We start from the raw sequence: 26,184 nt of genomic DNA, 5'->3' as shown, positions 1-26,184 counted from the left end.
TTAGAGTTCTTTTATTTGTTTATATATAGGCGTTTTACTAACTTTATTATCTACTAAAATTAGCATATCAATTGGTAGAAGTCCGCTGACTAGCAGGTAGTCTCCAATGACTGCTTCATAAGAAATAGTAGAAAATGCTAAAGATCATAATGTGTTGACTCCTAAATACTGATAAAATTTATTTGGATATTCCTTAATTATAGGTGTGGAGGTAAAAGCATGCGAAAAGAAGACCCCCAATATATTTTTCATCATGATAAACGACCAGAAGTTGTTCATGATTTAGCCGATGTAGATGAAAATTCTACTGACTTGTTAATTACAGGGAAAACAATAAACATTGAAAGGTTAAAATCTTTTTCTAACCTGACGAAATTGTGGATTTACAAAGTGGACCAAAAGGAATTCAATACGATCTTGAGTTTAGTTAATCCAAAAATGCTCTTTGTGCATGAACTGAGAGTAGAAGATTTATCAATGATAAGTTCTCTTAAAGATGTTGAGGTATTGGCACTTGAATGGAATACAAAGGCACAAAGTTTATGGGATCTATCAAAAAACACGTTTTTAAAAGCTTTATCCATAACAGATTTTTCAAAGTTGAATGACATAGCCCCTTTGCAAAAAAACACTGGTTTAGAATTGCTGCAATTGTCAGGCGGGGTTTGGAATTCATTAAATTTAAATACGCTTCAACCTTTAAGATACCTCAAGAATTTAAAATATCTGTGCTTATCAAATATAAAAGTGAAGGACGAGTCTTTAGAGCCAATATCGGAATTAGACGGACTCAAGGAACTTGAAATCTCGAACCAATTCCCGACAGAAGAATATGCTAGATTATCCGTAACCCTCCCAAATACGAAGTGTGATCGTTTTGCACCGTACATCTTTTTATCAAGTCCTATTGTAGATAAAGATGTGATGGTAATTGGAAAGCGAAAACCGAAATTAAATTCAAAAATTGATATGAAAAAGTTGCAAAAGTACGAAGAACAATTTAAAGCGTACCAAGAAAAGTATATAAATTAACTTAAAAAGCAATGGAAAATCAATTCCATTGCTTTTTGTATTAAGCAAACAACTTCAGCCCAACCACACCAATCACAATCAGCAGCAGGCTGAGTATACGAATCATGTTTTTCGGCTCTTTAAATAGAATCATATTAAATAAGACAGAGCCCGCCGTTCCAAGCCCGATCCAGACCGTATAAGCGACGGATACTTGAACGGACGAGAACGAGGCGTATAAAAACAAAAAGGATAACGCAAACCCGCCGACAAATAAAATGCCTGTCGTGATTTGCTTTTTCTTACTAAACATATTGAGGCCAATGGTCCCGCCGATTTCGCAGGCAGAGGCTAACAGTACAAAAAACCAGCCCATGTTATACCGCTTCTCCTTTCTGCTCATGTGCATCTCCATCAGACACTTTCAGTCCAATAATCCCGAGAATTAAAATGCCCATAAATAAGAGCTTTTCAACTGAAAACGAACCGCCAAACAGTGCATAATCCATCAAAGATGTCCCAATTGTTCCAACACCGGCAAACACGGCGTACACGGTCCCTGTCGGCAGCTTTTCGCAGGCCTTCATTAAAAAATAAAAATCAACCGGGATCAGGCAGATAATGATGGCCCACTCCCACAACGCATCTGCTCTATTTAAACCAAACACCCAAAGTAATTCGAATAAACAAGTAAGTGCAACATACATCCAGCTTTTTTTCATTGTATTTCCTCCTAAAACTCAAAACTGACGATTCGTCATTTTAAAGCCAAAAAAGAGCGTACAGCAAGTGCTGTATTCAGAATGTCGACAAAGGGCTAAAATGAACTTTATTTTAGCCCTTTGTTTTCTTTTCTGCGTGATAGAAAACCTTTGCAGTCTAGGAAGGACGAGCACTGGCGCGGAGCGAATTTGACATTCGTGAGCACCAGCGCGCAGGACTGACAACGAATGCGAGGGTTTGTCTACACGCTGCGTACAGCAAGTGCTGTACTAAGTTAAGGTGTCTCTATGCCAAGTGCGTAAAGAAGAAATTGCTTCACCTCTCGCTTTTGAATCAGAACCTCTTCTGTATCTGTTTCCGTAAATAAGTACATTTGCTCAGCAGACGATTCGAGTAAACCGATAATGAATTTCGCCGCGTAATGACAGTTCAAATTCGCACGGACTCGTTTGTCCTGCTTTGCTTTTTCTAGAAAAGCAGCGACCCATTTGTAAATCGGCTCATAAATATCTTCCCATTCCTTTAAATGCTCGGTGGCGGCTAAGCCTGAGTAGGTGAGGGCAAGGACATCACGGTATTGCCTTGTAAAAGCAAAAATGAATTCAACAAGTGCATCTGCTTGATCGAGGACATCTGCATGCTGAGTGAGTTCCTTTTCGATCGCAGGCACCATCTGAGCGATCAGATGTTCAGCGATCGCAGGCATGACGGAAAGCTTTGAAGGAAAATATAAATAAAACGTTCCTTGTGCTACTCCTGCTGCTTTCACAATATCCGAAATGGTCGTCTTTTCAATGCCTTTTTCTTTAAACGCATCAATCGCAGCAAGCATAATCTTTTGTCGTTTCGACATATCATCACCGACCTTAAATGACTGAATGTCATTCAGTCTAGCGAGAAAATGACGATTTGTCAATATGGTTTTCTCTTCATTGAATGTGAGAATAAGTGATGAATAGATGCGGGCAAGCCTGAATAAGCTGTAAATATGGTCAAGCATCATCATGTGAGAAAGGGGCAGCTTTCTGTATGACATCCAGTGCTATGTTTTCCATTGCTTATTTTCTCCTGCTCGTCCCGCTCTATTTACATATGAGATACAGACAGGCAAAAAAGCAACATCGTTTTATCTATTTACGAACAGAGTTGGTCCTTGCCTGCCTGTTTATTTATACGAATGTTTTATTATATTTGACGGTCTTTCCAAATCGTTTTTCCGCCCCAAGGGATCAGGTGAGTGTGAATCTCATGCCTTTGCAGTCCATTTATCAAAATCTTCACGCCTACCATCACGGCTATCCAAATCTCGTCTTTTTAAATTTAGCAGGGAACATATTGTTATTTGTTCCACTCGGTTTTTTTCTTTATCAAGCCTTTCGAACGATGCGCTGGCAAAAGGCGGTTCTTGGCGGCTTTCTCCTGTCAACCATGATCGAAATGCTCCAATGGATGTTCTCGCAATCTGGTATCATTACAAGAAGCAGCGATATTGATGATATTCTTTTAAATACACTTGGCACAGCGCTAGGCTGTATCGTGTTTCAGATCTATCGAAAAAGGAAGGAGAAAACCTGAGTGAAGCGAGTTTGTATCATTCCATGTGGCGCGAAGAAAATTTGGGACGTCGATCCAGAGGCGGGGAGCCAGCCAGCGAACCTTGTTTATTTAAGTCCCCTGCATCAGCGTACGAAAAGCTATGCTCAAACGTTCTTTTCAGACTGGATGATCTTATCAGCGAAGCACGGATTCTTAAAGGCAGATGATATCATACATGAAAATTATGATGTGGCTTTTGGTATACCGCATGCTAAGCAGATCACACGAGAAGAACTGAGCCAGCAATTTCATCAAAAAAATCTTTTCGCATATGATGAACTGGTAGTACTAGGTGGGAAGAAATATCGAAAAGTGATCGACCCTTTATTACATCCTCATCAAAAAGCGAATTACCCGCTGGCTCCATATAAAGGAATTGGCTATATGCTTCAGGCGTTACATCAAGCAGTGGAATCAAAAATAGAACTTCCGCCGCATATTTAACACATTCACATCTATCGGTAAGCAGGGTTTTGATCATTAAAAAGAGAATAATTGAAATAGCGATGCTGATTGTTTCATATCTTTTCAGCAGGCACTAGGATGCCCGTATCGCTCGGGTGAAGTGGCTCAATGAAAAAGGGAGGCGTATGAACATGACAACCATCTATTTAGCTGGTGATTCGACCGTTTCATCTTATCCAGATCGTCCTGTTCAAGGAGGATGGGGAGAGTTTTTACACCGCTATACAGCGCACGGCGTTCACGTCGACAATCGTGCCATTGGTGGAAGAAGCTCAAAAACATTCATTGAAGAAGGACGCCTTGATGACATATTGGCTGACATTCAGCCTGGAGACTGGCTTTTCACACAAATGGGGCACAATGATGCTTCCAAGGAGAAGCCCGAGCGCCATACAGATCCTTTCACGACGTATAAAAGCTACCTGTCTCAATATATTCACGGAGCAAGGGCAAAAGGGGCAACACCACTTTTACTCACTCCAGTCGGCCGTTTTCATGAAAAAGACGGAGAATATATCAACGATTTTCCTGATTACTGTGCCGCTATGAAAGAATTAGCCGATGAAGAAGAAGTTCTTCTCGTCGATTTAAATACCGCAAGTCTTCAGTTTTATCAAATTTCCGGCATAGAGAAAACGACCTCTTACTTTATGCTGTCAACAGGAATTGAGGATCGCACGCACTTTACAAAAGAAGGCGCAGATGCGATTGCAAGACTTGTTTCTCTTGAATTAAAAGACCTTGGTTTAACGATCGTGTGATGAATGACAGGACGAGTGAGCGCTCGTCCTGTTCTTTTTTTGCAGAAAGCTATTGATTCCCTTCACTAGAGTAGACTACAATAGATACATATGATAATGAGAATCAATATCACTGATAAATAGATCATTCGATGGAAAACTGGAGGGACTCAAATGTCAGATCAGCTTGAATTGTTTGACGTCACCATTATTGGCGGCGGGCCAGCAGGCATGTACACCGCCTTTTATAGTGGGATGCGGGACTTAAAGACGAAGGTACTTGAGTACAACGAAAGCCTTGGCGGGAAAATCCTTCTGTATCCTGAAAAGGTCATTTGGGATGTCGGCGGTTTGCCGCCAACAAGAGGAGAACAGCTGATACAGCAGCTGGAAACTCAGGCGAAAACATTTGAACCAGAGATTGCACTGAATCAAAAAATCACGTCATTCGAGCGAGATGAACATAATCATATCCTACTGACGGCTGAAAATGGTGATCGTCATTTGACAAAGACCCTCATATTAGCGATGGGTCACGGCATTCCAGTTCAGCGGAAACTTGAAATCGAGCATGCAGACCGCTATGAAGTGACAAACCTTTATTACACTGTCCAGGAGCTCAAGACATTTGCAGGGAAGCGGGTTGTGATTTCTGGAGGCGGCGACTCAGCGGTTGACTGGGCCAATGCCCTTGCTCCAATTGCTGAAAGTGTCACCGTTGTGCATCGCCGTGACATGTTTGGCGGACATGAGAAAAACGTCGCCAATATGAAGGCGACTTGCAAACGAATTTTAACCCCGCATGAACTGACAGAACTGCATGGTCAAGGTGACAAAATTGATGCTGTCACCATTCAAAACATAGAGACAGGTGAAAAAGAACGAATCGAAACAGATGCTGTGATCGTTAATCACGGGATGAAAGGCGATTTAAGCGTGCTATCAGAATGGGGTCTCAAGCAAGGTGAATGGGGACTGATCGAGGTCAATGAAAAAATGGAAACCAATTTACCGGGCGTCTACGCAGTAGGCGACTTGTGTACACATAAAAGCAAGGTCCGCTTAATTGCTGGTACGTTTGTTGATGGAGTCAATGCGCTGAATAGCGCAAAGCTTTACATCGAACCAGAAGCCGAAAAAGTGGCATACGTTTCCTCTCATAATGAACGCTTTAAGGAGAAAAACAAAGAATTACAAACAGCTGGAGCTCGCTGATGAATATCCAGTCAAACATTGAAGTGCTAAAATTTTAGCACTTTTTTTATATGGAAGGAGAAAGAGAAAATGACAACCCGTACTCATACCATTCTGCGCATGAAAGAAAGTAAAGAGCGATCTCTTTCTGTCAAACAAACAGTCTCCTGGCATACATCTTTCCCTATGTTCTTGACATGCGACGGATCTGTGAGAATTGAAATGGAAGGATTGCAATATCAGCTAAACGCAAAAGACAGTATGTTGATCCGCTCAGGTATCAATGTCATGCTCCAATCTTTATCCAACGAACAGGTGGCGATTTATACGATCACATTTGATCAGTTTATCCTGACAAATGATGCGCAAAATGAATTGGTTTTTAAGATGAGTTATGATGATCTGCCGGATAATGGAGCAATGGTCAAAGGCTCTGCCGTGCTGTTTTCTTACATCAAACAAATGAAGGTGAGTCAGTGCATCCGAGAACAGGAGAAAAGGCTGGAGGACATCATGCACATTTTTCACCGTCAATCCAAGCCATACGCTGAGAAGGTGCATTATTCAATTGAAATGATTTTGCAGTATATGGCGCAGCATTATGAAAAAAAGCTTACGAGAAAAGACTTAGCCCATAAGATGGGTTTTCATGAGAGTTATTTTTCGACCTTTTTCAAACAAAGTATGGGACTGAGTGTGAGTGACTATATTGCACAAATTCGAATAGATGAAGCAAAAAAACGGCTTCTGCAAACAGATGATCAAATTCAAATGATTGCGCGGCAAGTGGGCTATACAGACAGTTTATATTTCAGCAGGAAATTCAGGCAGAAGACAGGAAGGTCCCCTAGTCAGTTCCGAAACAATCGAAGACCAGAGCGAATTGCTGCTTTTCAATTTGTCGGGTTATTGGGCGCGCTAGGCATTCGCCCTGTCTGCATTGACCAAGATACCTTTCACCATTCAGATATACTCAAAGATCAGCTGGCCGGTACGCTGGTCATAGATGAACACACGCCTGATGACGTATTCAAATCACTTCAACTAGATTTAATCATTATTCCTAACTATTTTTATTCGAAGCCTGCGTTGATCAAGCGGTTTGAGCGAATTGCCCCTGTCCTTGTTCTGCCATATGCCGGTGGTCATGTTGTACAAGAGGTCTTATCTACAGGGCGCCTGTTAGGAAGAGAGAAAGAGGCAGTTGATTGGGTGAAACGCTTTGAACATCTGAGTCAAAAGGCAAGAAAGGATCTATCTTCCTTTAGGGAAAAAGGAGAGACAGTGGCGATTTATGAAATGAGAGGACATGACAAAGTGTACATGTGGTCCTATGATGCTAGAGGTGCCTTCTACCTTTACGAAACGCTTGACTTAAAGCCTCCGAAGACGATTCTAGAAGAAGTTCTTCTCCCCAATCAACATACAGTCATTCCTTTAGAAAGGTTAAGAGAATACGAGGCGGATCACATGTTTTTTATTGTAGGTGTTGAACATGGGTGGTATGAACAAATGGATCAGCGGATGGAGGAAAGCGATGTTCTTCGTCAATTGTCCGCTGTGAAAAATGGAACCTTCTACCCATTAAAGCTAGAGGATTTTCGATTTGATGAAGGGGAGCGGGCTCTTCATTTGATTGACCGTTTTGTCTCCCGATTGACTGCGGCAGCCAATCCAACAATTATCCATATGTAAGTTGCGAGAATCCTCCATAGACCACTTCGTATGAGGTTGGTAGAATACATGAGACTAGTAATTGATAACTATTCTCATTTGTATCTAGGAAATGAAGGAGGAATACTCATATGAAAAAGACATATTGGATATGTGCTGTCATCTTCATGCTGGTATTGTCAGCCTGTGGCAAAAAAGAAGAAGCCAAAACGGCAGAAACAGAGCAGCAAACGAAAACCATTGAGACTGTTAAAGGAAAAATCGACATTCCAGCAAACCCAAAACGCGTTCTCATAGATGGATATTTAGGCAGTGCAATTGCATTGGATGTTCACCCTGTAGGTGCAACGACTCAAGATTTAAAGAATGTACACTTGAAGGACAAGATCAAAGGTATAGAGGACATTAGTGACGAGCGTTCAGCTGAAAAAGCACTCAGCTTAAAGCCTGATCTAATTATCACCGCAGTACAGGATGAAAAAGTCTATGATGTGTATAAAAAAATAGCACCAACACTCGTATATCCTTACAATTCATTCAAAGACGCACATGAAGAAATCACAACTTTGGCCAAGGTGTTAAACAAAGAAGAGGAAGGAAAGGCGTTTCTCGCCTCCTTTGACAAACGAATCGAAGCAGCTCGAAAAAAAGTAAAATCTGTATTAAAAGAGAATGAAACAGTTTCTATCATGGGCGCATTTAAAAATGATGTGTTTGTGTATGGGAACGGAATTTACCGAGGTGGACAAGCACTATATCAACAATTGAAAGTGAATCCGCCAAAAGAGGTCAAAGATACAATTTTAAATAGTAAAACAGGCTATGAGGTACTCTCCTATGAAACCCTTCCGAAATATGCAGGGGATTATATATTCATTGATGAATCCAATGGCGGGACATTTGATAAAAATAATTCTATCTGGAAGAGTTTAAAAGCTGTCAAAAAGGAACAGACCTATCAACTGGATGCAGAATTCTTTTGGCCTTATGATCCCATTGCAGTCATGAATCAAGCTGAAAAGTTTGCTGATTTATTGACAGATTTATCTCATCATTAGGAGGTCTGTCAATTGTTCAAACGTTTTTTTTCATACTACAAACCCTATATGGGGCTGTTTATATTAGATTTTTCCTGTGCGGTACTAGCGGCCTTACTCGAACTATCCTTTCCGCTAGCCATCAGTAAAGTGATGGACGATTTACTGCCAAATGGTGATTGGGAAGCCATTTGGTTCTGGGGCAGTTTGCTGCTCATTTTATATGTCATCAGTTCCACCATGCATTACGTTGTGACTTATTTTGGCCATAAGCTGGGGATCAATATTGAGACCGATATGAGGAATCAACTATTCTCTCATGTACAAAGAATGTCCTTCCGTTTCTTTGACCAAAAGAAAACAGGCAAGCTCGTTTCCCGCATGACCAATGATTTAATGGATATTGGAGAGATGGCACATCACGGCCCAGAGGATTTATTTATCGCCATCATGACATTAACGGGTGCGTTTGGCCTCATGCTATCGATTAACTGGCAGCTTGCGGTTCTCACATTTATTGTCGTTCCATTCCTGATCGGATTATCTGTCTACTTTACGAAAAAAATGTCTGCTGCTTTTGATAAAATGTTTTCAAGCATTGGACAATTCCATTCACGTGTGGAAAACAATATTAGCGGCATTCGTGTGGTGAAAGCATTCGGGAATGAGTCACATGAAATGGATCGGTTTATCGAGCATAACGAGCAGTTTAGAAAAACAAAACTGACCACATATCAAATGATGGCACTGCATACAGCAGTGAGTCATTTACTCATTAAAAGTGTCACCGTATTTGGGCTCGTGTGCGGTGCATGGTTTGTGCTGCAAAAAAATATGACATATGGTGAATTTGTTTCATTCGTCCTATTAACAGGTATTTTCTTAGGACCCATTCAACAAATCAATGCAGTCATTGAAATGTATCCAAAAGGTGCAGCTGGCTTTAAACGATTCGCATCACTGATCGATCAAACACCAGATGAAAAGGATGATGAGGATGCAATCGAAGTCCATGAGTTAAAAGGGAATATCACTTTTGAGCATGTATCGTTTCAATATGAACCAAACAAACCTGTGCTGCATGACATCAATCTTGAGGTCAAACAAGGAGAGAAAATTGCCATCGTCGGTCCATCTGGTGCCGGGAAATCGACCCTTTGCAATCTGCTTCCCCGTTTTTATGAATGGCAGGAGGGGAGCATTACAATTGATGGCATAGAAACGCGAAAGATGACACTTGCATCGCTGCGCGCACAAATTGGTGTCGTGCAGCAGGAGATTTATTTATTCCATGGGACGATACGTGAAAACATCCTATACGGCAAACTGAATGCATCTGAAGAAGAGATTTGGCAGGCAGTAGAGAAGGCTCAGCTGACGGACTTAGTCAATAGTTTGCCAAAAGGACTTGATACGATGATCGGTGAGCGTGGGATGATGTTATCTGGAGGACAAAAACAGCGTATCTCCATAGCACGTATTTTCTTGAAAAATCCGCCGATTTTCATTTTAGATGAGGCGACCTCTTCGCTTGATACTGAGACAGAGTCATTTATCCAAGCATCATTAGAAGAGCTGGCTGAAGGACGAACGACCTTTATCATTGCTCATCGTTTAGCGACAATTCAGCATGCCGACCGCATTATTGTTCTCACAAAAGAAGGCGTAAAAGAGCAAGGAAAACATGAAGAGTTACTCAAAATAGATGGTCTGTACCGTCGTTTATACGAAACACAATTTAGAATGTAAGATTCGAAAAGAAGACAAAGGGCTAAAATAAACATCATTTTAGCCCTTTTTGATGTTAGAAATTAACTGCGCGGCGCAAATAATATCACACTGACTCCAGCCAAACAGATCAAAGACCCCATCCAGTCATATAGATCAGGTGTTTTTCGATCGACCCACCAGCCCCAGAATACAGCAAGAATGACAAAAACACCGCCATAGGCAGCATAAACCCGTCCGAAAGTCGGAAACTGCTGAAAGGTCGGAATGACGCCATATGCGACTAGGATAAGGCTGCCGGCGATCCCGAAGCTGACAGGCTTTGCTTCACGGAGCCAAAGTCACACCAAATAGCCGCCGCCAATTTCTGCTAAACCTGCTAATAAAAAAAGAACTATCGTCACCATCATATATGGACACTCCAATTTCTCCAATTTACACCCTATTATGACATGCGGAAAGAATGCGTTCTACCTCAATTGAATGGAGAGATCAACTGATTAGAGAGTGGTCACACATGGATTCTTGACTTTTGTACCATGAGTGATCCAAATGGTCTGTTATGTCGTAAAGTAAGTACATTCTCATGAGGAGCACACTTCCTTTTTTAGCGCTCTTTTTTTCTCCTTGAAAAAAGAGTAAAGTACAAGGTAGGCTTATTTCAGTAAATCGAGTGATAAGCAATACGTGAAGGATTTCATGATGGATGCGCATGCTCTTTCTCATGAAAAAGGAAGGAGATGACCATGGACACACTGAAAGATTTTGAGCTGTATCACAAGATCAAATATGATCGTCACAAGCCCTCGCTTGAAGTGCTGTACGATCGCTATGAACGTGTATTATATTCGTTTATTTATAAAATGACTGGAAACCGTGAGCTCGCGGAGGAAGTGCTTCAAGAGGTCTTTATCAAGCTCTGGCGCGGCATAGGAGAATATCATACGGATAAAGGGAAATTCTCTTCGTGGTTATTCATGATGTCACGCAACACGGCCATTGATCTCTTAAGAAAGCACCGGAATGAAACGGCTTTGGAAGATGAGCATATTGAATATTTAGCCGATCATCAAGAAGATGTATCAAAAGAAGTGGAATGGAAAGAGGAAAAACAGATCATACGTGAAGCAGTATCTACATTGTCAAAAGAACAGCAAACCATCATAGAAGATGTCTATTTTAAAGGAATGACACAAAAGAGCATCGCTGAAAAGCTGGGCATCCCTATTGGTACGGTAAAGGGAAGGGTTCGATTGTCTTTGAAGCATTTGCGATCGAAACTGTCTCGCGGAGGAAAGGAGGAAGAGGCATGACTCAGTGTAAACATCAAGTGATTGATTATTTCAACGGGCATTTGCAAGGAGAAGAAAAAATGCAATTTGAAGAGCACATCAAGCACTGCCCAGCTTGCAAAGAAGAGCTTGAAGAATTGACAGCGCTCATGTCTGACATTCCACTTCTAGCCGAAGACCAAACACCTCCGGCAGGGATGAAAGACCGTATTTTATCCCAGGTGTTTGAAGAAGAGACAGTCGAAGAAAACAATAGCGATAGAAAAGAGCAAAAGGCTGCACCTGAGCCAAACGAAATCAAACCGCTGCAAAAGAAACGAAACCAATGGCTATTACCGCTCGTTGCCGCACTGCTTCTTATTTCATCAGCTGGAAATGTGTATTTCTTATCGAATGGAAAACAGCAGGCGGAAGAATCTGTCAGGGTTGTTGCCACAAAATCACTGGCTTCTGCCGCATCACCAAAAACGACAGGTGCTTTCTCAGTGATAGAGCATAACGGCAAAAAAGAACTTGTTGTGAGTGCAGACGGCTTAAAGGGTCAACTTGATTCATCTGCTGTTTATCAAGTGTGGCTCATTAAAGGAGATCAGCCAGTGCCAGCCGGTGCTTTTAAAACAGATAACAACGGGGAAGGAACCGTCACCTATGCGTTATCTGAAAAAGAAGCAAACGAATCATGGGATACTGTGGCTGTTACCCTTGAACCAAAAAAGGATAACAAGCTTCCGCAAGGTCCAGTCGTACTAAGCGCTGCTTTTTAAGTTTGATTCATCAAGGATGCCTTTTTAGGGGTATCCTTTTTTTATAGGTTTGGGAAACTTTTCGGCAAATGAAACGTAGTACATATGGAGGTGAAACAGATGAAAACATCTATAGAAAAAGTCCTATTTCTTTTATCAGTCAGACACGCATTGATTGCCTGTTATTTTTTAGTCTTTCCGTTCGTTGCACAAGTCCTTTATACCCCATCACCTTTATTGCTCGTCCTCATCGCTCTTTTTATGATTCATAACCTAACAGAAAGTATTATTTTGTTCTACAAATCGAGAAGGATCAGAAAGCACCAGTCTGGTGATCTAACAAAACGCGGGCATGTCTTTAGCCAGCTCGTGCAAAGAGTTGAACAGCTCCTCATCGTCGGTTTTGTGATTCTTTTGATCAATGAATGGATACAGGGAAGAGTAGATCTAACTACTCTCTCATTCACTCTTTTTCTATTAATCATCGTTTTTCTGCAGCACATTCAGTTTTACTACGTTCAGCTATTTTTTAAATCCAACAGCTGGTTCACTTATGTTCCTTCTTTGCAAAAGGCACGTCCTTCATACATGGCGAGAGGGCGAAAGGCCCTGAAGAGGTCATAAATGTGCCATCACTCGTTTGACCCAGCCATAAACATCAGAAAATTATGATAAAATGTGGAAAGAAAGAATGGAGAAAGGGAGTGCGAGCGAGTGAAAGCAGTTGGACTATTGGAGTATTTACCGATTGAGCATGAGCAAAGCCTGATGGATCAAGAGGTTGAAAAGCCTAAAGCGTCTGGCAGGGATGTACTGGTGAAGATAGAGGCTGTGTCCGTGAATCCAGTTGATACAAAGGTGAGATCACCGAAGGATCAGAAGGAAGAAAAACTGAAAATTCTTGGCTATGATGCAAGCGGTACGGTTGTTGAAGTGGGCGAAGCGTGTACATTATTTCAGCCAGGCGATCACGTTTACTATGCGGGAGATATTACGCGTCAAGGCTCGAATAGTGAATACCAGCTTGTGGATGAGCGTATTGTGGCGAAAAAGCCAGCTAATCTATCCTTTGCAGAAGCAGCCGCGATGCCCCTTACAACAATTACGGCTTATGAGGCTTTATTTGACCGGATGCATATGAAGCGGAATGCAGAAGGCTCAACCTTGCTGATCATTGGTGGTGCAGGCGGGGTTGGTTCAATTGCCATTCAACTAGCCAAATTAGCGAAGGCAACTGTGATCGCAACCGCATCAAGACCAGAAACAAAAGAGTGGTGTCTGTCCTTAGGGGCCGATCATATCATTGATCATCATCAGCCGCTTCTCGAGCAGCTCAAGGAAAAAGGAATCGGTGAAGTGGATTTTATTTTATGCTTAAATGATACAGATGGACATTTCAAAGGCATGGCAGAAGCCATCAAACCGCAAGGCACGATCTGTACCATTGTCGAGAACAAGCACAACCTAGACATTCAGTTACTCAAAAATAAAAGTGCGGCATTTGTATGGGAATTCATGTTCACACGTCCTATGTATGAAACAGCGGACATGATCAAACAGCATGAGCTTTTGACAGAGGCGAGTGAGTTATTTGAGCAAGGAAAAATAACGCATACCTTAACAAAGGTTCTCAGTCCGATCAATGCTGCTAACTTGAAGCAGGCACATCAAACACTTGAGCAAGGAAAGATGATTGGAAAATTTGTTCTTGAAGGATTTGAGAGAGGAGAGAACGTATGACGTCATTACAATATCCGATTGGCTTATATGAACCAGTAGAAACAAAAACGAAAGCACAGCTGGAAGCATGGATTAATGAGCTGGCTGCAATCCCCGAAGAGTATGAAGCAGTGACTGCACCGTTGACAGATGCTCAGCTTGATACACCTTATCGGCCGGGAGGATGGACTGTTCGTCAGCTCATTCACCACGTAGCAGACAGCCATCTGAATGCATACTTACGATTCAAACTTGCTCTCACAGAAGATACACCGGACATACGTCCATATGATCAGGAGGGATTTGCCTCACTTCCTGACAGCAAGGCGCCCATCAGTTTATCCCTGCCTTTGATCAGCAGTCTGCATCGCAGGTGGGTCACTTTACTGCGGGGAATGTCAGAGAAAGACTTCAACGCTTCTTATTATCACCCTGCCGATCAACAAACGGTGTCCTTATATGATGCAACGGGAATGTACGTCTGGCATTCAAAGCATCACCTTGCCCATATTACGGAATTAATCAAAAGAAATCAGTGGAAGTAAAGGAGTAAACGCATGTCTGGAAGGAGAATTGTCGGCGCCATGTTTATCTGTATGGCGGCATTGTTTTATATAGCGAAATATGTTCTTTTTGAGATACGCTATAGTAACAGCTTAGGCTCAGAAAGAACGATTGAGGAACTTGAACAGCTGATTCCTGGCGGTACGTGGATCAGTATCCTTTTTCTCATTTTCGGCTTAGCCTATCTTTTATGGGATGACAGGGAAGTCATTCGTAAAAATCTTTTCACCCCAGATCGACAAATAGAAGAAACAAAAAAGACGGACCTCAAGTGACCGTCTTTTTTCTTTTTTACTTTTTTTAGCCGCGTTCAGGACGCAGTGCTTTTTCTAAGATAGCAAGGCCTTCATTGACTTTTTCTTTTTCCTCGTCATTGAGCCGCTGCAGGGAATTTTTGATTTTTTCGTGTCCTTTTTGATAAATACTTCTGAAAATATTTTTCGCTTCCTCTGTCAGCTCTACGACAATGATTCTCCGGTCACGCTCAGAGTGCTTTCGCACGACAAAGTTAGACTGTTCTAACCGGTCAAGCAGACCTGTCATATTGGACAAAGAAGCGCCCATTTTTTCAGCGATTTCGGATACTTTGAGAGAGCCATGGTTATTGAGCAGCATGAGCACCTTCATTTGAGGCATACTCATATCAAGCTTCATCCATTCAGAAACATCTCCAAGACCTGCAGCTGTGAGCACTTTCATATAAAGAACCCATGTCTTTTTTTCCTCTGGAGATAGAATCTCTTCTTTTAATACGGTGGTGTCATGAATATTATATTCCACGCTTGTTCACTTCCTTTAAGCGGCTCTTTTTCTTTATATTACTGATTTTTACTTCTAATTGAAAGGTTCGTCAAGCTTTTGAATGTTAAACTGCATGAATCAAGTGGTATTTGTTGTATAATAATGTTCAGTTGAAATAATTGAAGCAACCTAGAAAGTTGGGAAAAACATGTGGAACAAAAAAACGGGTATGACGATCTTAAAAATGCTTTTTCCGATCGTGATTATCCTTGTATTGATCTTTGTCGCGAAGCAGGAGCTAAGCGGACTTTCCATTAAAAAGACGTTTTATATTATTGACAGCTTGAACCGAATGGATTTGTTTATTCTTGTCTTTCTTGGACTTGTTGCGGTTTTATCGATGTCCTTATATGATTTTATTTTACGAAAAAGCCTAAATATGCCGATCAGCGGTTGGAAAACGATTCGCATTTCCTGGATTGCAAACTCCTTTAACAGTGTTCTTGGATTCGGCGGTCTATCAGGAGCAGGGCTTAGAACGCTTCTCTATAAGGAGTACATAACAGATACGAAAAAACTGCTGAAAGGCATTGCCCTTTTGACTTCCTCTGTCCTTTTGGGCTTATCTATTTTCAGTGATCTGATCTTGGTCAGGGTGCTTCCTGTTGAAAGTATTATCAGCCAGGAGCCGTGGCTATGGGCATTTGTCATTATCTTTGCCTGTATTGTACCAATATATATCGTCATGGCATCTATTCGAAAAAGCTCGATTGAGAGCGGTGAAAATGGACTAAAGCATCCAATTTACGCTTATATCGGTGCATCATTTTTAGAATGGCTGGCAGCTGGACTTGTTATGTACATGGCTGTCGTCTCTATGGGAATGAATGTCGATGTCCGAATTGTATTAGGTGTATTTGCGATTGCATCAATTGGCGGTTTAATCAGTATGGTTCCGGGCGGATTTGGCTCGTTTGACCTCATCTTTTTACTGAGCATGCAGTACATTGGTTTTGATAAAGAGATGGTTCTGACGGCGCTCGTCTTGTATCGCTTCGTGTACTCAATCTTCCCGTTTATCCTAGGGCTTTGTCTAGCTGCTTACGATTTAACGGGCACGACGCTTAGACGTCTTGAAGGCAATCCGAAAATGGCACCTGCCATTGAAACAACGAACGTCTTAATTGTTTTGCACCGTGCTTTATTAATCCGGTTATTGTACGGATCTTTATCGATTTTAACCTTTGGAAGCGGCTTGCTTATCATGGCATCTGTTGTGCTTCCAGTCGATCGATTAGGTGTGATTACCAGCATTCCGCGCTTTCTTTTATCAGGATTTAATGGTCTTTCTTTAATGTTCGGAATCATTCTGATGATTTTGTCCATTGAAGTGTATAAAAGAACGAAAAGATCGTACGTGCTGACAATGATCTCCTTAGCAGGCGGTTTTGTGTTTACTTTGTTAAAGGGGTTTAACCTCAGTCTGATCTTTATTTTGCCAGTCATCATGGCTGTGTTTTTCTCTCTTCGAAATCAATTTGTGAAGCAGCAGGCACCTTATTCTTTGAATCAGTTTGTGGCGGCTGCCGCTGGATATTTATTCGTGCTCTTTAACTATAATGTCATTGGCAACTATATTTGGACAAAAATAGGGCATTTCTTGAGTAAGGATTATCTCGTTCACAATGAACGGCATATCACGATGACAAGCATGATTGCTCTCATCGGTGTCCCGCTTTTCTTCTTCATTAGTAAATTGATTTTTAATAAGAAAGCATTTCCGATTGGAGAAAAAGCAGATGAGGAAAAATTAAAAACGTTTTTAGAAGAAAAAGGCGGAAATGCCCTCAGTCATCTTGGCTTTTTAGGCGACAAAAAACTATTTTTCTCAAGTGATGGAGAAGCGATGCTTCAGTTTGGACGAATTGGCCGCTGCGTCATTGTGCTCGGAGATCCATCTGGACGTGAGGCGTCTTATCCGCTTGTACTTGAAGAGTTTTTACAGGAGACAGAAAAAGCCGGCTACCGCGTCGCTTTTTATCAAGTAGAACGAGAAGGGATGGCTCTTTATCATGACTTAGGCTTTCACTTCTTTAAGCTTGGGGAAGAAGCCATGGTCGATTTAGAAACGTTTACTCTGTCAGGTAAGAAAAAATCAAATTTACGAGCTGTGGCGAATAAATTTGAACGAGAAGGCTACACCTTTGAAATGCTGGAACCTCCCTTTTCAAATGAGTTGATCTCAACTTTAAAACAAATCTCTGACAGCTGGCTCGGAAAGAAAAAAGAAAAAGGGTTTTCGCTCGGTTATTTTCAAGAAGACTATCTTCAAAAAGCACCGATTGCGATTTTAAAGGATGAACAAGGGCAAATCATTTCCTTTGTATCATTAATGCCGATGTATCAAGAAGGGGAGATTTCCATCGATTTAATGCGTCATATGCATGATGCACCGAACGGGATGATGGATGCGCTGTTTATCCACCTGTTTCAATGGGCGAAAGAAAAAGGCTATAAATCGTTTAACATGGGAATGGCACCTTTATCGAATGTGGGGACGTTCCATCAGTCCTTTCTCACGGAGCGTTTGGCGAGTGTTATTTTCAACAATGTCAGATATATGTACAGCTTCAGCGGTTTACGGTCGTTTAAACAGAAGTATAAGCCTGAATGGCGTGGGAAATATTTAGCGTATAAAAAAAATACGTCACTGCCTGTCACAATGGTGCTTGTCACCAAGCTGATTGGGACGGACCCAAATCGAAATCGGCGTCGATAAACCAAAAGACCTTTACCTTTCACTAGGTGAAGGTTTTTTTAGACAAAAGAATAGCAAAAGTGGTAAAGTTGAAGGGTAAGGGGGATGTTCATATGACATTAAATGAATGGTTTACAAAGGGATTAGCTGAACGTACATATGTACACAACATGGAGAAAAACCGGGAAAATCTACTCACGGTGTACAACCAGTACGCAATTCATCAAAAAGAAAAAGAGCTGCTTCAAAAGCTGCAAAAGAAAAAGCTCAGAGCACTTGTCATCACAGCGGATTGGTGTGGGGATGCAATGGTCAATGTCCCGATTTTCATGCGTATTGCAAATGAAGCACTCATTGATGCGCGCTATTTCATTCGGGATGAGAATCTAGACCTGATGGATCAGTATTTAACGAACGGGACCGCAAGATCGATTCCGATTATCGTCATCATTGATCAGGACGGGAATGAAGTGGGGAAATGGGGACCTCGCTCAGCAGAAGCACAGCGCTTTGTGGACGAGAAAAAACCGGACAAAGATGCACCTGATTATGAAGAAGCTTTTCAAGTATTTGCGAAAGAAGCCGCACATCACTATACGACAGACCGTTACTTATGGAAAGATATTGAGAAAGAAATAGTAGAAGTTTTGGCAAAAATATAAACCAAAAGACTACTTCGCCGCAATGGGAAGTAGTCTTTTTTTATCTTGTTTTTGCGTTTTACCTACAAAACCACCGCATAAAGGTGTAGAAAACCGCAGAATTCTATCAAAAACCGCAGAAAACCGCAAAGCACCACGATTTTCCCAACCACTTTTAGTTGAAAAACCTCATATATGCCATGAAATCAATGATTTTGCCCTTATCCAAAGGCTCATATAACGCACAAGGGTTGGCTTTTTCCCAATACAAGAGGCCCAGCAACTATAGTAATCTAGTTGTAATCTCCTTTGAACGAACTAAAAAAATGACAGAAAAGGACAGGCGATCAATTTATGAAAAAAATCATTTATCTCGATCAAGAAAAAAAGAAGCTCGCTGAATCGAAAAAAAGAGAACAGCGTTCCATCAAATCACTGAGACTGCTTGTGTTTTATGATGGACAAAGTCCTTCATGTGCAAAAATGATTGATTTGTTAAAATCACTCGATTGGAAAAATCGGATTCACTTTGAATCCTTTAGACACTCGCAGCTGCTCAGGCTGAATAAAATCAGTGAAGAGAAGGCGGAAAAACGAATCGTGTCTATTTCCCTAGCCAAAAACCAAAAGAATTCAGGGATCTATACTTGGCTGCGTATGGCTTGCCATATCCCTGCATTATGGGGAACGGTCCCATTCATCATGCTCAGTATTTGGCTTGGCTTTGGACAGCATGCGTACGATTTTTTTGCAAAAAGACGGTATATTCATTCTGTCAAACGGATGAACCATCATGACACAGATCAACAAAAGACTATTTAATAAATAGAAAAAGCATGACCTTCGATCGGCAGAAGGTCATGCTTTTTTGTAATAGGGAAGATATACTGTTAAATGATCTAGCAGCTTCTTTGTGTAGAACTTATAGGCCTGATCATCAAGCTCAGCACCTGCATAGGTAAGCAAGGTTCTAAGCGCAAACAAATATTCACTGTGCAGCTCATTGTGTTCAAAGTAAGGAAGGGCTGCTTCGATCAAATAGGTTTTCAAATCAAGAGGATTTTCCTCAATCATCAATTTATAGATTTTGATCATATATAAACAGTTTGGCTGAATACGAGGCTGTTTTAACAGCTCATGTATGTAGGGAAGTGCCTTTTTGCGGTCATATTCAGCATATAGTGTCGCAATTTCATATAGCGTTTCACAGTAGCGATCTTCTATCTGTTCTTGATTAAAGTAATTGAGTGAATCTAGTAAATAAGGCACAGCTGAAGAGAAATCACCTTCACGTTTTAAAAGCACCCCGTAATAAAAATATGCGGACATTTTAATATAGGCATCAGGGTAAAGGGAAGTGTGCAAAATCACTTCCTTTATATATTTCTTCGCAGTTTGATAGGCTTTTAGTTCAAGTGAGATCACGCCGTGAATAAGTGTACAGTGAATAATCCGCTTGAAATTGTTCTTTTGTCTATATAAATCCATCGCTTGATGTGTCGCTTCAAGCGCGTCACCGAGCTGTCCCATGTTTCCGAGTGCTTTTGCATAGTGATAATACAAATCACTTTGTTCAACTGAGGCGTAGGAAAAGCAGCTTTCAAGCTTTTTCAGCCCATCCTCAAGCTGACCAATTTTAATTTGATGAATACCGTCTAGATATTCAAAAATTTCTTTTTCCGTTTCAATAAACGTTTTTTCGAATTTTTTGAGCACGCGGTGTGTTTTTAAGGCAAGCGGCTGTTTTTCCGTTAATAAATAAAATTGAAATAAAGACAAATGATACTGAATGCCTAAATCCAGTGAAAAGAACTGCTCCTCGTGCTGAATGATCATTTCTGCATTTTGTTCAGCCTGATCGAGAGCATAGAAGTACATATTCATTTGAAACTCATCCAAAAGTGATAGCAGATGACGTGCCTTTTGTGACAGCTTTTCTTGGCTGATACCAAGCCGTTCAAGCAGCAGATTGATCGTATCTTGATTGGCCTCCTTTGAGCCATTTTCAATTTTACTTAAATGAGAGACAGAACAAATTCCTTCTGCCAATTCAGATTGGGTCATATTTTGTTTATAACGATAGAGTTTAATGATTTGTCCAATATTAATTTTCATTCCATCCAGAAGCCTCCCTTCCAATCATGGTTGAAAGCCTTTTGACAAAAAAACTGAATCAGACAAAATGGGAATACTTGAAAATCATTTCATCATCTTGGCTTTTTTCTCAAAATTTGTTTAAAACGTAATATGATTGTAACATTACTTGAAAAAGTCAAACAACTATTTAGCAGACGGGGAGGAGAGATACTTGATTTGCAACTGCACGCGATGATGTTTATAATGTGAATGAGAATCAATTTCAATTAAGGTTGATTGAGAGGATGACATATATGCCAGAAACGAAACAACAAAAAGACGCGTTAACGGTTCGAGACGCTGTCAGATATAGACGATCGATTCGCAAATTCAAAGACACACCGGTGACGATTGAACAGCTTCAGCCGCTATTAGAGGATGCAGTCTATGCACCAAACCATAAAATCACGGAGCCGTGGCGCTTTTTATATGCGGTGACGGATGAAGCCAAAGCCACTTTTGTAGAGCGCTTCATTGCGTTCTTTCAGCGCAACAACCCAGATGCAAAAGAAGAAAAGATCAATCAATACAGAGATTACTTTTCTAAGGTCCCAGCGCTTTTACTTGTCGTACTAAAAGAAGACGAGAACCCTGTGGTGAGAAATGATGATTTTGCCGCCGTGAGCGCGCTCATTCAAAATCTCCAGCTGCTTGCATGGGATCAAGGAATCGGTATGGTATGGAAGAGCGGACGTATTTTATACGATAAAGGCTTTCAACAAGACATGGGATTAAAGGAAAACGAACGGTTTGCTGCGATCCTTCATATAGGTTATCCAGAAGAGGTGCCAGAGGAAAAATCACGCCAGAAAGCATCAAGTCTTCTTACTGAAATCAAATAAAAGAAAAGCAGACCGCTGAATAAGGTCTGCTTTTTTACTTATTGTTTTTTGGCGCGCTGATCGGCTGCTTTCATACGTGCCATTGCTTTTAAGTCATTCGGATCTGCAAGTTCTTTGGAAAATTCAACATATTCGCCATCCGTCTCTTGTGCTGCGAGCTCGTGGTTGGATTTTTTGTGTTGGTCTTTTTTCAAAGCCTTTCCCTCCTTTACAAGATCACTTTAGTTATGTGCTTGTTGGAGGGGAATATCCGTTTTATTTGTTTCTTTTTTCTGCTGCTCTTTCCGCTTTTTTGAATTCCTGCTGATACAGGACTTCCTGAGTTTTCTTCAGCTTCGAAGTTGGCTGGTGTTCTTTTTTCTTCATCAAAATCGCCCCCTCATATCATTTCTAATAGGATGGGTGTTTTTGACAACATTTATTCCTCAGAATGCAAAATCGCTTCTTTTAGTTCAGGGTGCAAAAAGTCATAAGAAGAGAGCAGTGCTTTTTTTGGCAGAGCACGCTGGCCTTCTAAAACAAGCAATGACATTTCACCGAGTGCCGTTTTGATCACAAACGATGGCACCTTCAGCCAATGGGGACGGTGAAGGGCAGAAGCAATGGTTTGTCCAAGCTGTTTCATTTGAACAGGATTCGGTGATGTCACATTGAGCGGGCCTGAGAGGTCGTCATTATGAATCGCATAGGCAATGAGATGTGCCACATCCTCAACATGCACCCATGAAACCCATTGCGAGCCAGCGCCAATTGTCCCGCCGGCAAACATCTTGTAAGGAAGTGTCATCAGCGGCAGTGTGCCTTTTTCTCCTAACACGACGCCAAAGCGTGTGTAGACCGTACGAATGCCGAGGGCTTCAATCTTTTGCCCTCAGCCTCCCAAAGTTTTGATGTATGACTTAAGAAATCAGTATCTGCAGGAGGTGACTCCTCCGTAAAATCTCCTGTTTGAGATGTGCCATAAATCCCGACAGCACTTGCTTGAATCAGCACAGATGGTTTTGATTCCTGCGCTTCTATAATGCGTCTTACCTCTTGTGTTGATTTGAGACGGCTGGAGAGGATGCCTTCTTTTGCCTTGTCTGTCCAGCGTGTGAAAATGGATTTTCCAGCAAGGTTAATCCATACATCGATGGCAGGCAATTCATGCTCAGGCGCAGCACCTTCGGTCAGCCACTGCACATAATGTAAATGATTTTGTTCGGATTCCTTTGGATTTCTTGTTAAAATATATAGATGATGTCCCTCAGCAGCGAGCACTTTTGTAACATGCTGGCCGATAAAACCGGTTCCTCCGGTAATGGCGATATTCAATTGACATCTCTCCTCTCATATACATACCTATATCTTTCACGATTTTGAATCAGAAGAAACATCCTGACTGTTTTGGAAAAGGAGTGATCACAGGATGCCCTATATTACAAAAATTTCTGCTCAGAAAAACAATACAGAGCGGGTCAACATCTTTCTTGATGAAAAGTACGCCTTTAGCGTTGATTTAGATGTGCTCGTCCAGCACGATTTGAAAAAAGGCAAAGAGCTGGACGAAGCAGATATCATTGAGATTCAATTCGGTGATTCGGTGAAAAAAGGATTTCAGCAGGCCGTTGATTATTTATCCTACCGTATGAGATCAGTGAAAGAAGTCACCGATTATTTAACGAAAAAAGAAATCCCGGCACCTGCTATTAGTGAAATTATACACAAATTAAAGCATTATAAGTATGTAAATGATCTTGAATTTGCAGAAGCCTATGTCAGCACCCATCGCAAAACGAACAGCAAAGGACCGTCCGTCCTAAAAAAAGAATTGAAGCTCAAGGGGATAGACGATGACACGATTGAGCAGGCGCTATCGCAATACCCTGATGACTTACAGCTCGAGGAAGCTGTAAAGCAGGTTCTCAAGCTTGTCAAAAAAGAAAAAAATCGTTCTGCAAAAGAGATCGAGCAGCGCATCAAGCTGCAGCTGCAGCGAAAGGGATTTTCGTTTGAGATCATTGATAAAGCCCTTCAAGAAGCCTATGATGGACAAGAAGAGGAAAAGGAAGAAGAAGCCCTCCTTTATATGCTGGAGAAGGCAAAACGCAAGGTAGGGTATGACGGATCATTTGAAAAGAAGATGAAAGTGAAGCAATTTTTATTCAGAAAAGGCTTTGATCTCGATACAATTGATCACGTTTTAGACAAAGGGGAATGACAGATGGAAAAACGCTATAGTGAGATGACAGAATACGAATTGAAGCAGGAAATTGCCGCCCTTTCTGAAAAAGCACGAAAGGCTGAACAGCTTGGCATTGTGAATGAATACGCAGTTTTAGAACGGAAAATCGATATGGCGAAAGCCTATTTATTAGATCCAGCCTCGTTTCAAACGAAAACGACTTATCAAATCAAAGACACAGAAGAAGAGTTTTATGTGGAATATTTAAATGGCGTGTTTGCGTGGGGATACAGAGTATCGGCTCCAAATATGGAAGATGCCCTGCCGATTTCAATGCTGACGCAAAAGGACTGATCCAAAGAGATCAGTCCTTTTCTTTACTTCGAACGTTGTTTACGGACGTTGTTCTGAAGTACGATGTCGTGCTGCGTTTGCTGCGTTTCTCCGTTGACCTGAGAGGCAGAATGCTTTGCATTTGCCCATGGTTGAGGGTAAGCGGTTGTCCTTAATTGAACAAAGTCTGCCATATACGATTTCCCATTTGAACTCATATCTCAAGCACTCCCTTTGGAAAAATTAGCGTTTCCCTGATGCCCTCATCCGTTCCTGTGGACGTGTATTCGTTTCACCATTCGGCCGTTTAGACGCATAAGCATCTGTAGCGCCTGGTTCGCCTTCAAACTTGTGATTTACCTGATTTGGAAAGCCTTTTGCTTTATTACGCATATCAAATCCCTCCAAACAATACAAATCATTTGCGTCTTTTGAAGACGTAAGGGTAGTATATGAAAAAAGAAGTTTTTTTAAAAAGGCACTTTCTGTTAGATGAAGGAGGAACAGGCATGGAACAATACTTTGAGCGATTAACAGAACAACTTATGGAAAAAAACAATATGCTGACATATGACGAAGCACGTACATGGGTAGAGCTGCTTTGGAGTGATTTTGAAACGACTTATGCAAAGGCTGGCCGCAAGTATAAAGGACAGGAAACAACAGAACGAATTGTCCAAGAGTGGATCGAGAGCTACGGCGCACAGCTGCATCTATTTCAAAATAAACAATCAAAGGCAAACGAGCATCTGCAACAAAACAATCGAGGGCTGCTTCACTAAAAAGGTTGCCCTTTCACTTCCATTCATCTTTTTCGATTATTAGGAAAATATACAAATGAACAAACAACTTTATGAAACAATACCCAGTCTGTGATCGAAATTACAGGCTTTTTACAATGATTAAACTTAAAATTACATTAAATTCATCCTGTTGAAAATCAATGGAAATAAAACTCTGATATAATGAAACGATTAAAGAGACATGTAATTTATGGATAATAAAAAAGGGTTTCGTTTTCTGACAAAAAAGGAATAATGAACATATCAGACTATGTGAAAAAAGTGAAGAGAAGGTGCGATATGGAACGGGAATTGCTCTCTGTGATAATTCCTTCTTACAATGAAGGTGAAAACATCAGACGAATCTTTGAGGCACTCGAGGAAGAGTTTCGCGATTTTCATTATGACTTTGAAATCATCTTTGTGAATGATGGAAGCAAAGACAATACGCTTCAATACATGAGAGAGCTCTCTCGCAAAAGTGCAAAGGTCAAATATATATCCTTTTCGCGTAACTTTGGAAAGGAAGCCGCTATTTTGGCAGGTCTTGAACATGCAAAAGGAGCAGCTGCGATTATTATGGACGCCGATCTGCAGCACCCGACGTATTTAATTCAGGACTTTGTCAGAGGGTATGAAGAAGGCTACCATCAAGTCATTGCCAAACGGAATCGTAAAGGTGACAGCAAGCTGCGCTCTTACCTGTCATCCATGTACTATAAGGTGATGAACAAGGTAGTAGAAGTGGACTTGCGTGATGGCGTCGGGGATTTCCGTTTAATTTCACGCCAAGCCATCGATGCACTGCTTCAGCTGAAAGAGGGAAATCGTTTTTCTAAAGGGCTTTTTTGCTGGATTGGGTTTGAAGAAAAGGTCATCTATTATGAAAATGTAGAAAGACAGCATGGTGATACAAAATGGTCACTGAAGAAATTATTTAACTATGGCATTGATGGCGTTATTTCTTTTAACAACCGCCCGCTGCGAATTTGTTTTTATACTGGCATACTGATCTTATTTCTCTCATTGATTTACATCGTGGCCACATTTATTCAAATCGTCAGAACGGGCATTATGGTGCCGGGTTATTTTACTTTAATATCAGCTGTGCTGTTCCTCGGAGGTGTCCAGCTTTTGAGTCTAGGCGTGATTGGAGAATATATTGGCCGTATCTATTATGAAACGAAAAAGAGGCCGCATTATTTAATCCAGGAATCAAATGTGATGGAACAAGAGACAAGCTCAAAGGAACAAGACCGAGTGTTAACACAGTTATTTAAATAACGTGGAGTCAAATAACC

Annotated in this window: 31 protein-coding genes and 2 pseudogenes; 22 read left to right on the top strand and 11 right to left on the bottom strand. The window is 41.1% G+C overall.

The window, feature by feature from the left end; genetic code table 11:
- Positions 1-219: 219 nt before the first annotated feature.
- Positions 220-1,032: a leucine-rich repeat domain-containing protein gene (locus tag AOQ70_RS17445; RefSeq protein WP_059377659.1), complete on the top strand. Its 813-nt coding sequence runs from the start codon at positions 220-222 to the stop codon at positions 1,030-1,032.
- A gap of 40 nt (positions 1,033-1,072) precedes the next feature.
- On the opposite strand, the gene AOQ70_RS17440 is transcribed toward AOQ70_RS17445, so the two are convergent.
- From AOQ70_RS17440 to AOQ70_RS17430, 3 genes are all read right to left on the bottom strand, one after another.
- The gene (locus AOQ70_RS17440; protein WP_003217878.1) at positions 1,073-1,387 is read right to left on the bottom strand and encodes a DMT family transporter; all 315 of its coding nucleotides are present in this window, start codon (positions 1,385-1,387) and stop codon (positions 1,073-1,075) included.
- 1 nt (position 1,388) lies between these two features.
- Positions 1,389-1,733, bottom strand: coding sequence for a DMT family transporter (locus AOQ70_RS17435; RefSeq protein ID WP_059377657.1), 345 nt, complete (start codon positions 1,731-1,733; stop codon positions 1,389-1,391).
- Positions 1,734-2,008: 275 nt separating this feature from the next.
- Positions 2,009-2,587: a TetR family transcriptional regulator gene (locus AOQ70_RS17430; RefSeq protein ID WP_059377721.1), complete on the bottom strand. Its 579-nt coding sequence runs from the start codon at positions 2,585-2,587 to the stop codon at positions 2,009-2,011.
- Between the two features lie 176 nt (positions 2,588-2,763).
- Here AOQ70_RS17430 and AOQ70_RS17425 point away from each other — a divergent pair, with 176 nt between their 5' ends.
- The 7 genes from AOQ70_RS17425 (at position 2,764) to AOQ70_RS17395 (ending at position 10,189) form a co-directional block, all read left to right on the top strand.
- A complete protein-coding gene (locus tag AOQ70_RS17425; protein WP_059377654.1) occupies positions 2,764-3,309 on the top strand; it encodes a VanZ family protein in 546 nt (181 codons plus the stop codon).
- Complete coding sequence (locus AOQ70_RS17420; RefSeq protein WP_041087307.1) at positions 3,310-3,774, top strand: DUF6884 domain-containing protein; 465 nt, start codon at positions 3,310-3,312, stop codon at positions 3,772-3,774. It begins immediately after the preceding gene.
- A 152-nt stretch (positions 3,775-3,926) separates the two neighbouring features.
- Positions 3,927-4,556: a rhamnogalacturonan acetylesterase gene (locus AOQ70_RS17415; RefSeq protein ID WP_059377652.1), complete on the top strand. Its 630-nt coding sequence runs from the start codon at positions 3,927-3,929 to the stop codon at positions 4,554-4,556.
- A gap of 153 nt (positions 4,557-4,709) precedes the next feature.
- Positions 4,710-5,750, top strand: coding sequence for an NAD(P)/FAD-dependent oxidoreductase (locus AOQ70_RS17410; protein ID WP_039177215.1), 1,041 nt, complete (start codon positions 4,710-4,712; stop codon positions 5,748-5,750).
- 69 nt (positions 5,751-5,819) lie between these two features.
- Positions 5,820-7,424 (top strand): helix-turn-helix domain-containing protein, encoded by a 1,605-nt coding sequence (locus tag AOQ70_RS17405; RefSeq protein WP_059377650.1) that lies wholly within the window; start codon positions 5,820-5,822, stop codon positions 7,422-7,424.
- A gap of 110 nt (positions 7,425-7,534) precedes the next feature.
- A complete protein-coding gene (locus tag AOQ70_RS17400; RefSeq protein ID WP_039177229.1) occupies positions 7,535-8,461 on the top strand; it encodes an ABC transporter substrate-binding protein in 927 nt (308 codons plus the stop codon).
- A 12-nt stretch (positions 8,462-8,473) separates the two neighbouring features.
- Positions 8,474-10,189 carry an ABC transporter ATP-binding protein gene (locus AOQ70_RS17395; protein ID WP_059377648.1) on the top strand — a complete coding sequence of 572 codons (1,716 nt, stop codon included), beginning with the start codon at positions 8,474-8,476 and terminating at the stop codon, positions 10,187-10,189.
- Positions 10,190-10,251: 62 nt separating this feature from the next.
- Here AOQ70_RS17395 and AOQ70_RS19445 read toward each other — a convergent pair.
- A pseudogene (locus tag AOQ70_RS19445) lies at positions 10,252-10,578 on the bottom strand (YnfA family protein).
- Between the two features lie 336 nt (positions 10,579-10,914).
- Here AOQ70_RS19445 and AOQ70_RS17390 point away from each other — a divergent pair.
- The 6 genes from AOQ70_RS17390 to AOQ70_RS17365 all read left to right on the top strand — a co-directional run bounded on the left by AOQ70_RS17390 (position 10,915) and on the right by AOQ70_RS17365 (position 14,761).
- A complete protein-coding gene (locus AOQ70_RS17390) occupies positions 10,915-11,481 on the top strand; it encodes an RNA polymerase sigma factor (protein WP_039177235.1) in 567 nt (188 codons plus the stop codon).
- Entirely contained in the window at positions 11,478-12,224 is a 747-nt protein-coding gene (locus AOQ70_RS17385; protein WP_059377645.1) for an anti-sigma factor, read from the top strand. Before AOQ70_RS17390 ends, AOQ70_RS17385 begins: the two co-directional genes overlap by 4 nt.
- 99 nt (positions 12,225-12,323) lie before the next feature.
- Positions 12,324-12,827 (top strand): hypothetical protein, encoded by a 504-nt coding sequence (locus AOQ70_RS17380; RefSeq protein ID WP_059377641.1) that lies wholly within the window; start codon positions 12,324-12,326, stop codon positions 12,825-12,827.
- 90 nt (positions 12,828-12,917) lie between these two features.
- Positions 12,918-13,943 carry a zinc-binding alcohol dehydrogenase family protein gene (locus AOQ70_RS17375; protein ID WP_058837450.1) on the top strand — a complete coding sequence of 342 codons (1,026 nt, stop codon included), beginning with the start codon at positions 12,918-12,920 and terminating at the stop codon, positions 13,941-13,943.
- Positions 13,940-14,467, top strand: a complete 528-nt coding sequence (locus AOQ70_RS17370; RefSeq protein WP_058837449.1) for a YfiT family bacillithiol transferase — start codon at positions 13,940-13,942, stop codon at positions 14,465-14,467. The genes AOQ70_RS17375 and AOQ70_RS17370 overlap by 4 nt, the downstream gene beginning before the upstream one ends.
- 12 nt (positions 14,468-14,479) lie before the next feature.
- Entirely contained in the window at positions 14,480-14,761 is a 282-nt protein-coding gene (locus tag AOQ70_RS17365) for a hypothetical protein (RefSeq protein WP_058837448.1), read from the top strand.
- Between the two features lie 25 nt (positions 14,762-14,786).
- On the opposite strand, the gene AOQ70_RS17360 is transcribed toward AOQ70_RS17365, so the two are convergent.
- Positions 14,787-15,266 (bottom strand): MarR family transcriptional regulator, encoded by a 480-nt coding sequence (locus AOQ70_RS17360; protein WP_024425228.1) that lies wholly within the window; start codon positions 15,264-15,266, stop codon positions 14,787-14,789.
- Between the two features lie 169 nt (positions 15,267-15,435).
- On the opposite strand from AOQ70_RS17360, the gene mprF reads away from it, so the two are divergent.
- From mprF to AOQ70_RS17345, 3 genes are all read left to right on the top strand, one after another.
- Positions 15,436-18,006, top strand: coding sequence for a bifunctional lysylphosphatidylglycerol flippase/synthetase MprF (mprF, locus tag AOQ70_RS17355; RefSeq protein ID WP_039177250.1), 2,571 nt, complete (start codon positions 15,436-15,438; stop codon positions 18,004-18,006).
- Positions 18,007-18,098: 92 nt separating this feature from the next.
- On the top strand, positions 18,099-18,647 hold the full coding sequence (locus AOQ70_RS17350) for a thioredoxin family protein (protein WP_039177253.1): 549 nt from the start codon (positions 18,099-18,101) through the stop codon (positions 18,645-18,647).
- Positions 18,648-18,980: 333 nt separating this feature from the next.
- Positions 18,981-19,448, top strand: coding sequence for a thiol-disulfide oxidoreductase DCC family protein (locus AOQ70_RS17345; RefSeq protein WP_039177256.1), 468 nt, complete (start codon positions 18,981-18,983; stop codon positions 19,446-19,448).
- Positions 19,449-19,484: 36 nt separating this feature from the next.
- Here AOQ70_RS17345 and AOQ70_RS17340 read toward each other — a convergent pair whose 3' ends face one another.
- On the bottom strand, positions 19,485-20,741 hold the full coding sequence (locus AOQ70_RS17340; protein ID WP_039177258.1) for a transcriptional regulator: 1,257 nt from the start codon (positions 20,739-20,741) through the stop codon (positions 19,485-19,487).
- Between the two features lie 275 nt (positions 20,742-21,016).
- Between AOQ70_RS17340 and AOQ70_RS17335 the strand changes: the two genes are divergently transcribed.
- Positions 21,017-21,604 carry a nitroreductase family protein gene (locus tag AOQ70_RS17335; protein WP_039177261.1) on the top strand — a complete coding sequence of 196 codons (588 nt, stop codon included), beginning with the start codon at positions 21,017-21,019 and terminating at the stop codon, positions 21,602-21,604.
- A gap of 38 nt (positions 21,605-21,642) precedes the next feature.
- On the opposite strand, the gene AOQ70_RS17330 is transcribed toward AOQ70_RS17335, so the two are convergent.
- From AOQ70_RS17330 to AOQ70_RS17325, 3 genes and pseudogenes are all read right to left on the bottom strand, one after another.
- A complete protein-coding gene (locus tag AOQ70_RS17330) occupies positions 21,643-21,798 on the bottom strand; it encodes a YfhD family protein (protein WP_041087330.1) in 156 nt (51 codons plus the stop codon).
- A 61-nt stretch (positions 21,799-21,859) separates the two neighbouring features.
- A complete protein-coding gene (locus tag AOQ70_RS19440) occupies positions 21,860-21,970 on the bottom strand; it encodes a YfhE family protein (RefSeq protein WP_017358836.1) in 111 nt (36 codons plus the stop codon).
- A gap of 52 nt (positions 21,971-22,022) precedes the next feature.
- Positions 22,023-22,918: pseudogene (locus tag AOQ70_RS17325) on the bottom strand (TIGR01777 family oxidoreductase).
- 94 nt (positions 22,919-23,012) lie between these two features.
- Here AOQ70_RS17325 and recX point away from each other — a divergent pair.
- Positions 23,013-23,804, top strand: coding sequence for a recombination regulator RecX (gene recX / locus AOQ70_RS17320; RefSeq protein ID WP_024425808.1), 792 nt, complete (start codon positions 23,013-23,015; stop codon positions 23,802-23,804).
- 3 nt (positions 23,805-23,807) lie between these two features.
- Positions 23,808-24,122: a YfhH family protein gene (locus tag AOQ70_RS17315; protein WP_059377637.1), complete on the top strand. Its 315-nt coding sequence runs from the start codon at positions 23,808-23,810 to the stop codon at positions 24,120-24,122.
- Positions 24,123-24,145: 23 nt separating this feature from the next.
- On the opposite strand, the gene AOQ70_RS19435 is transcribed toward AOQ70_RS17315, so the two are convergent.
- Positions 24,146-24,319, bottom strand: a complete 174-nt coding sequence (locus AOQ70_RS19435) for a YpzG family protein (RefSeq protein ID WP_008360604.1) — start codon at positions 24,317-24,319, stop codon at positions 24,146-24,148.
- Positions 24,320-24,344: 25 nt separating this feature from the next.
- On the bottom strand, positions 24,345-24,494 hold the full coding sequence (locus tag AOQ70_RS17310) for a small, acid-soluble spore protein K (RefSeq protein ID WP_003217849.1): 150 nt from the start codon (positions 24,492-24,494) through the stop codon (positions 24,345-24,347).
- 116 nt (positions 24,495-24,610) lie between these two features.
- Here AOQ70_RS17310 and AOQ70_RS17305 point away from each other — a divergent pair, with 116 nt between their 5' ends.
- Positions 24,611-24,883 carry a YfhJ family protein gene (locus AOQ70_RS17305; protein WP_024425219.1) on the top strand — a complete coding sequence of 91 codons (273 nt, stop codon included), beginning with the start codon at positions 24,611-24,613 and terminating at the stop codon, positions 24,881-24,883.
- Between the two features lie 300 nt (positions 24,884-25,183).
- Complete coding sequence (locus AOQ70_RS17300) at positions 25,184-26,167, top strand: glycosyltransferase family 2 protein (protein WP_024425218.1); 984 nt, start codon at positions 25,184-25,186, stop codon at positions 26,165-26,167.
- Positions 26,168-26,184 lie beyond the last annotated feature (17 nt).

The sequence above is a fragment of the Bacillus sp. AM 13(2015) genome, from assembly GCF_001518755.1.
Taxonomy (GTDB): Bacteria; Bacillota; Bacilli; order Bacillales; family Bacillaceae; genus Bacillus; species Bacillus safensis.
The sequence above is the reverse complement of the archived record's forward strand: the minus strand, read 5'-3'. Positions and strand labels throughout refer to the sequence as shown.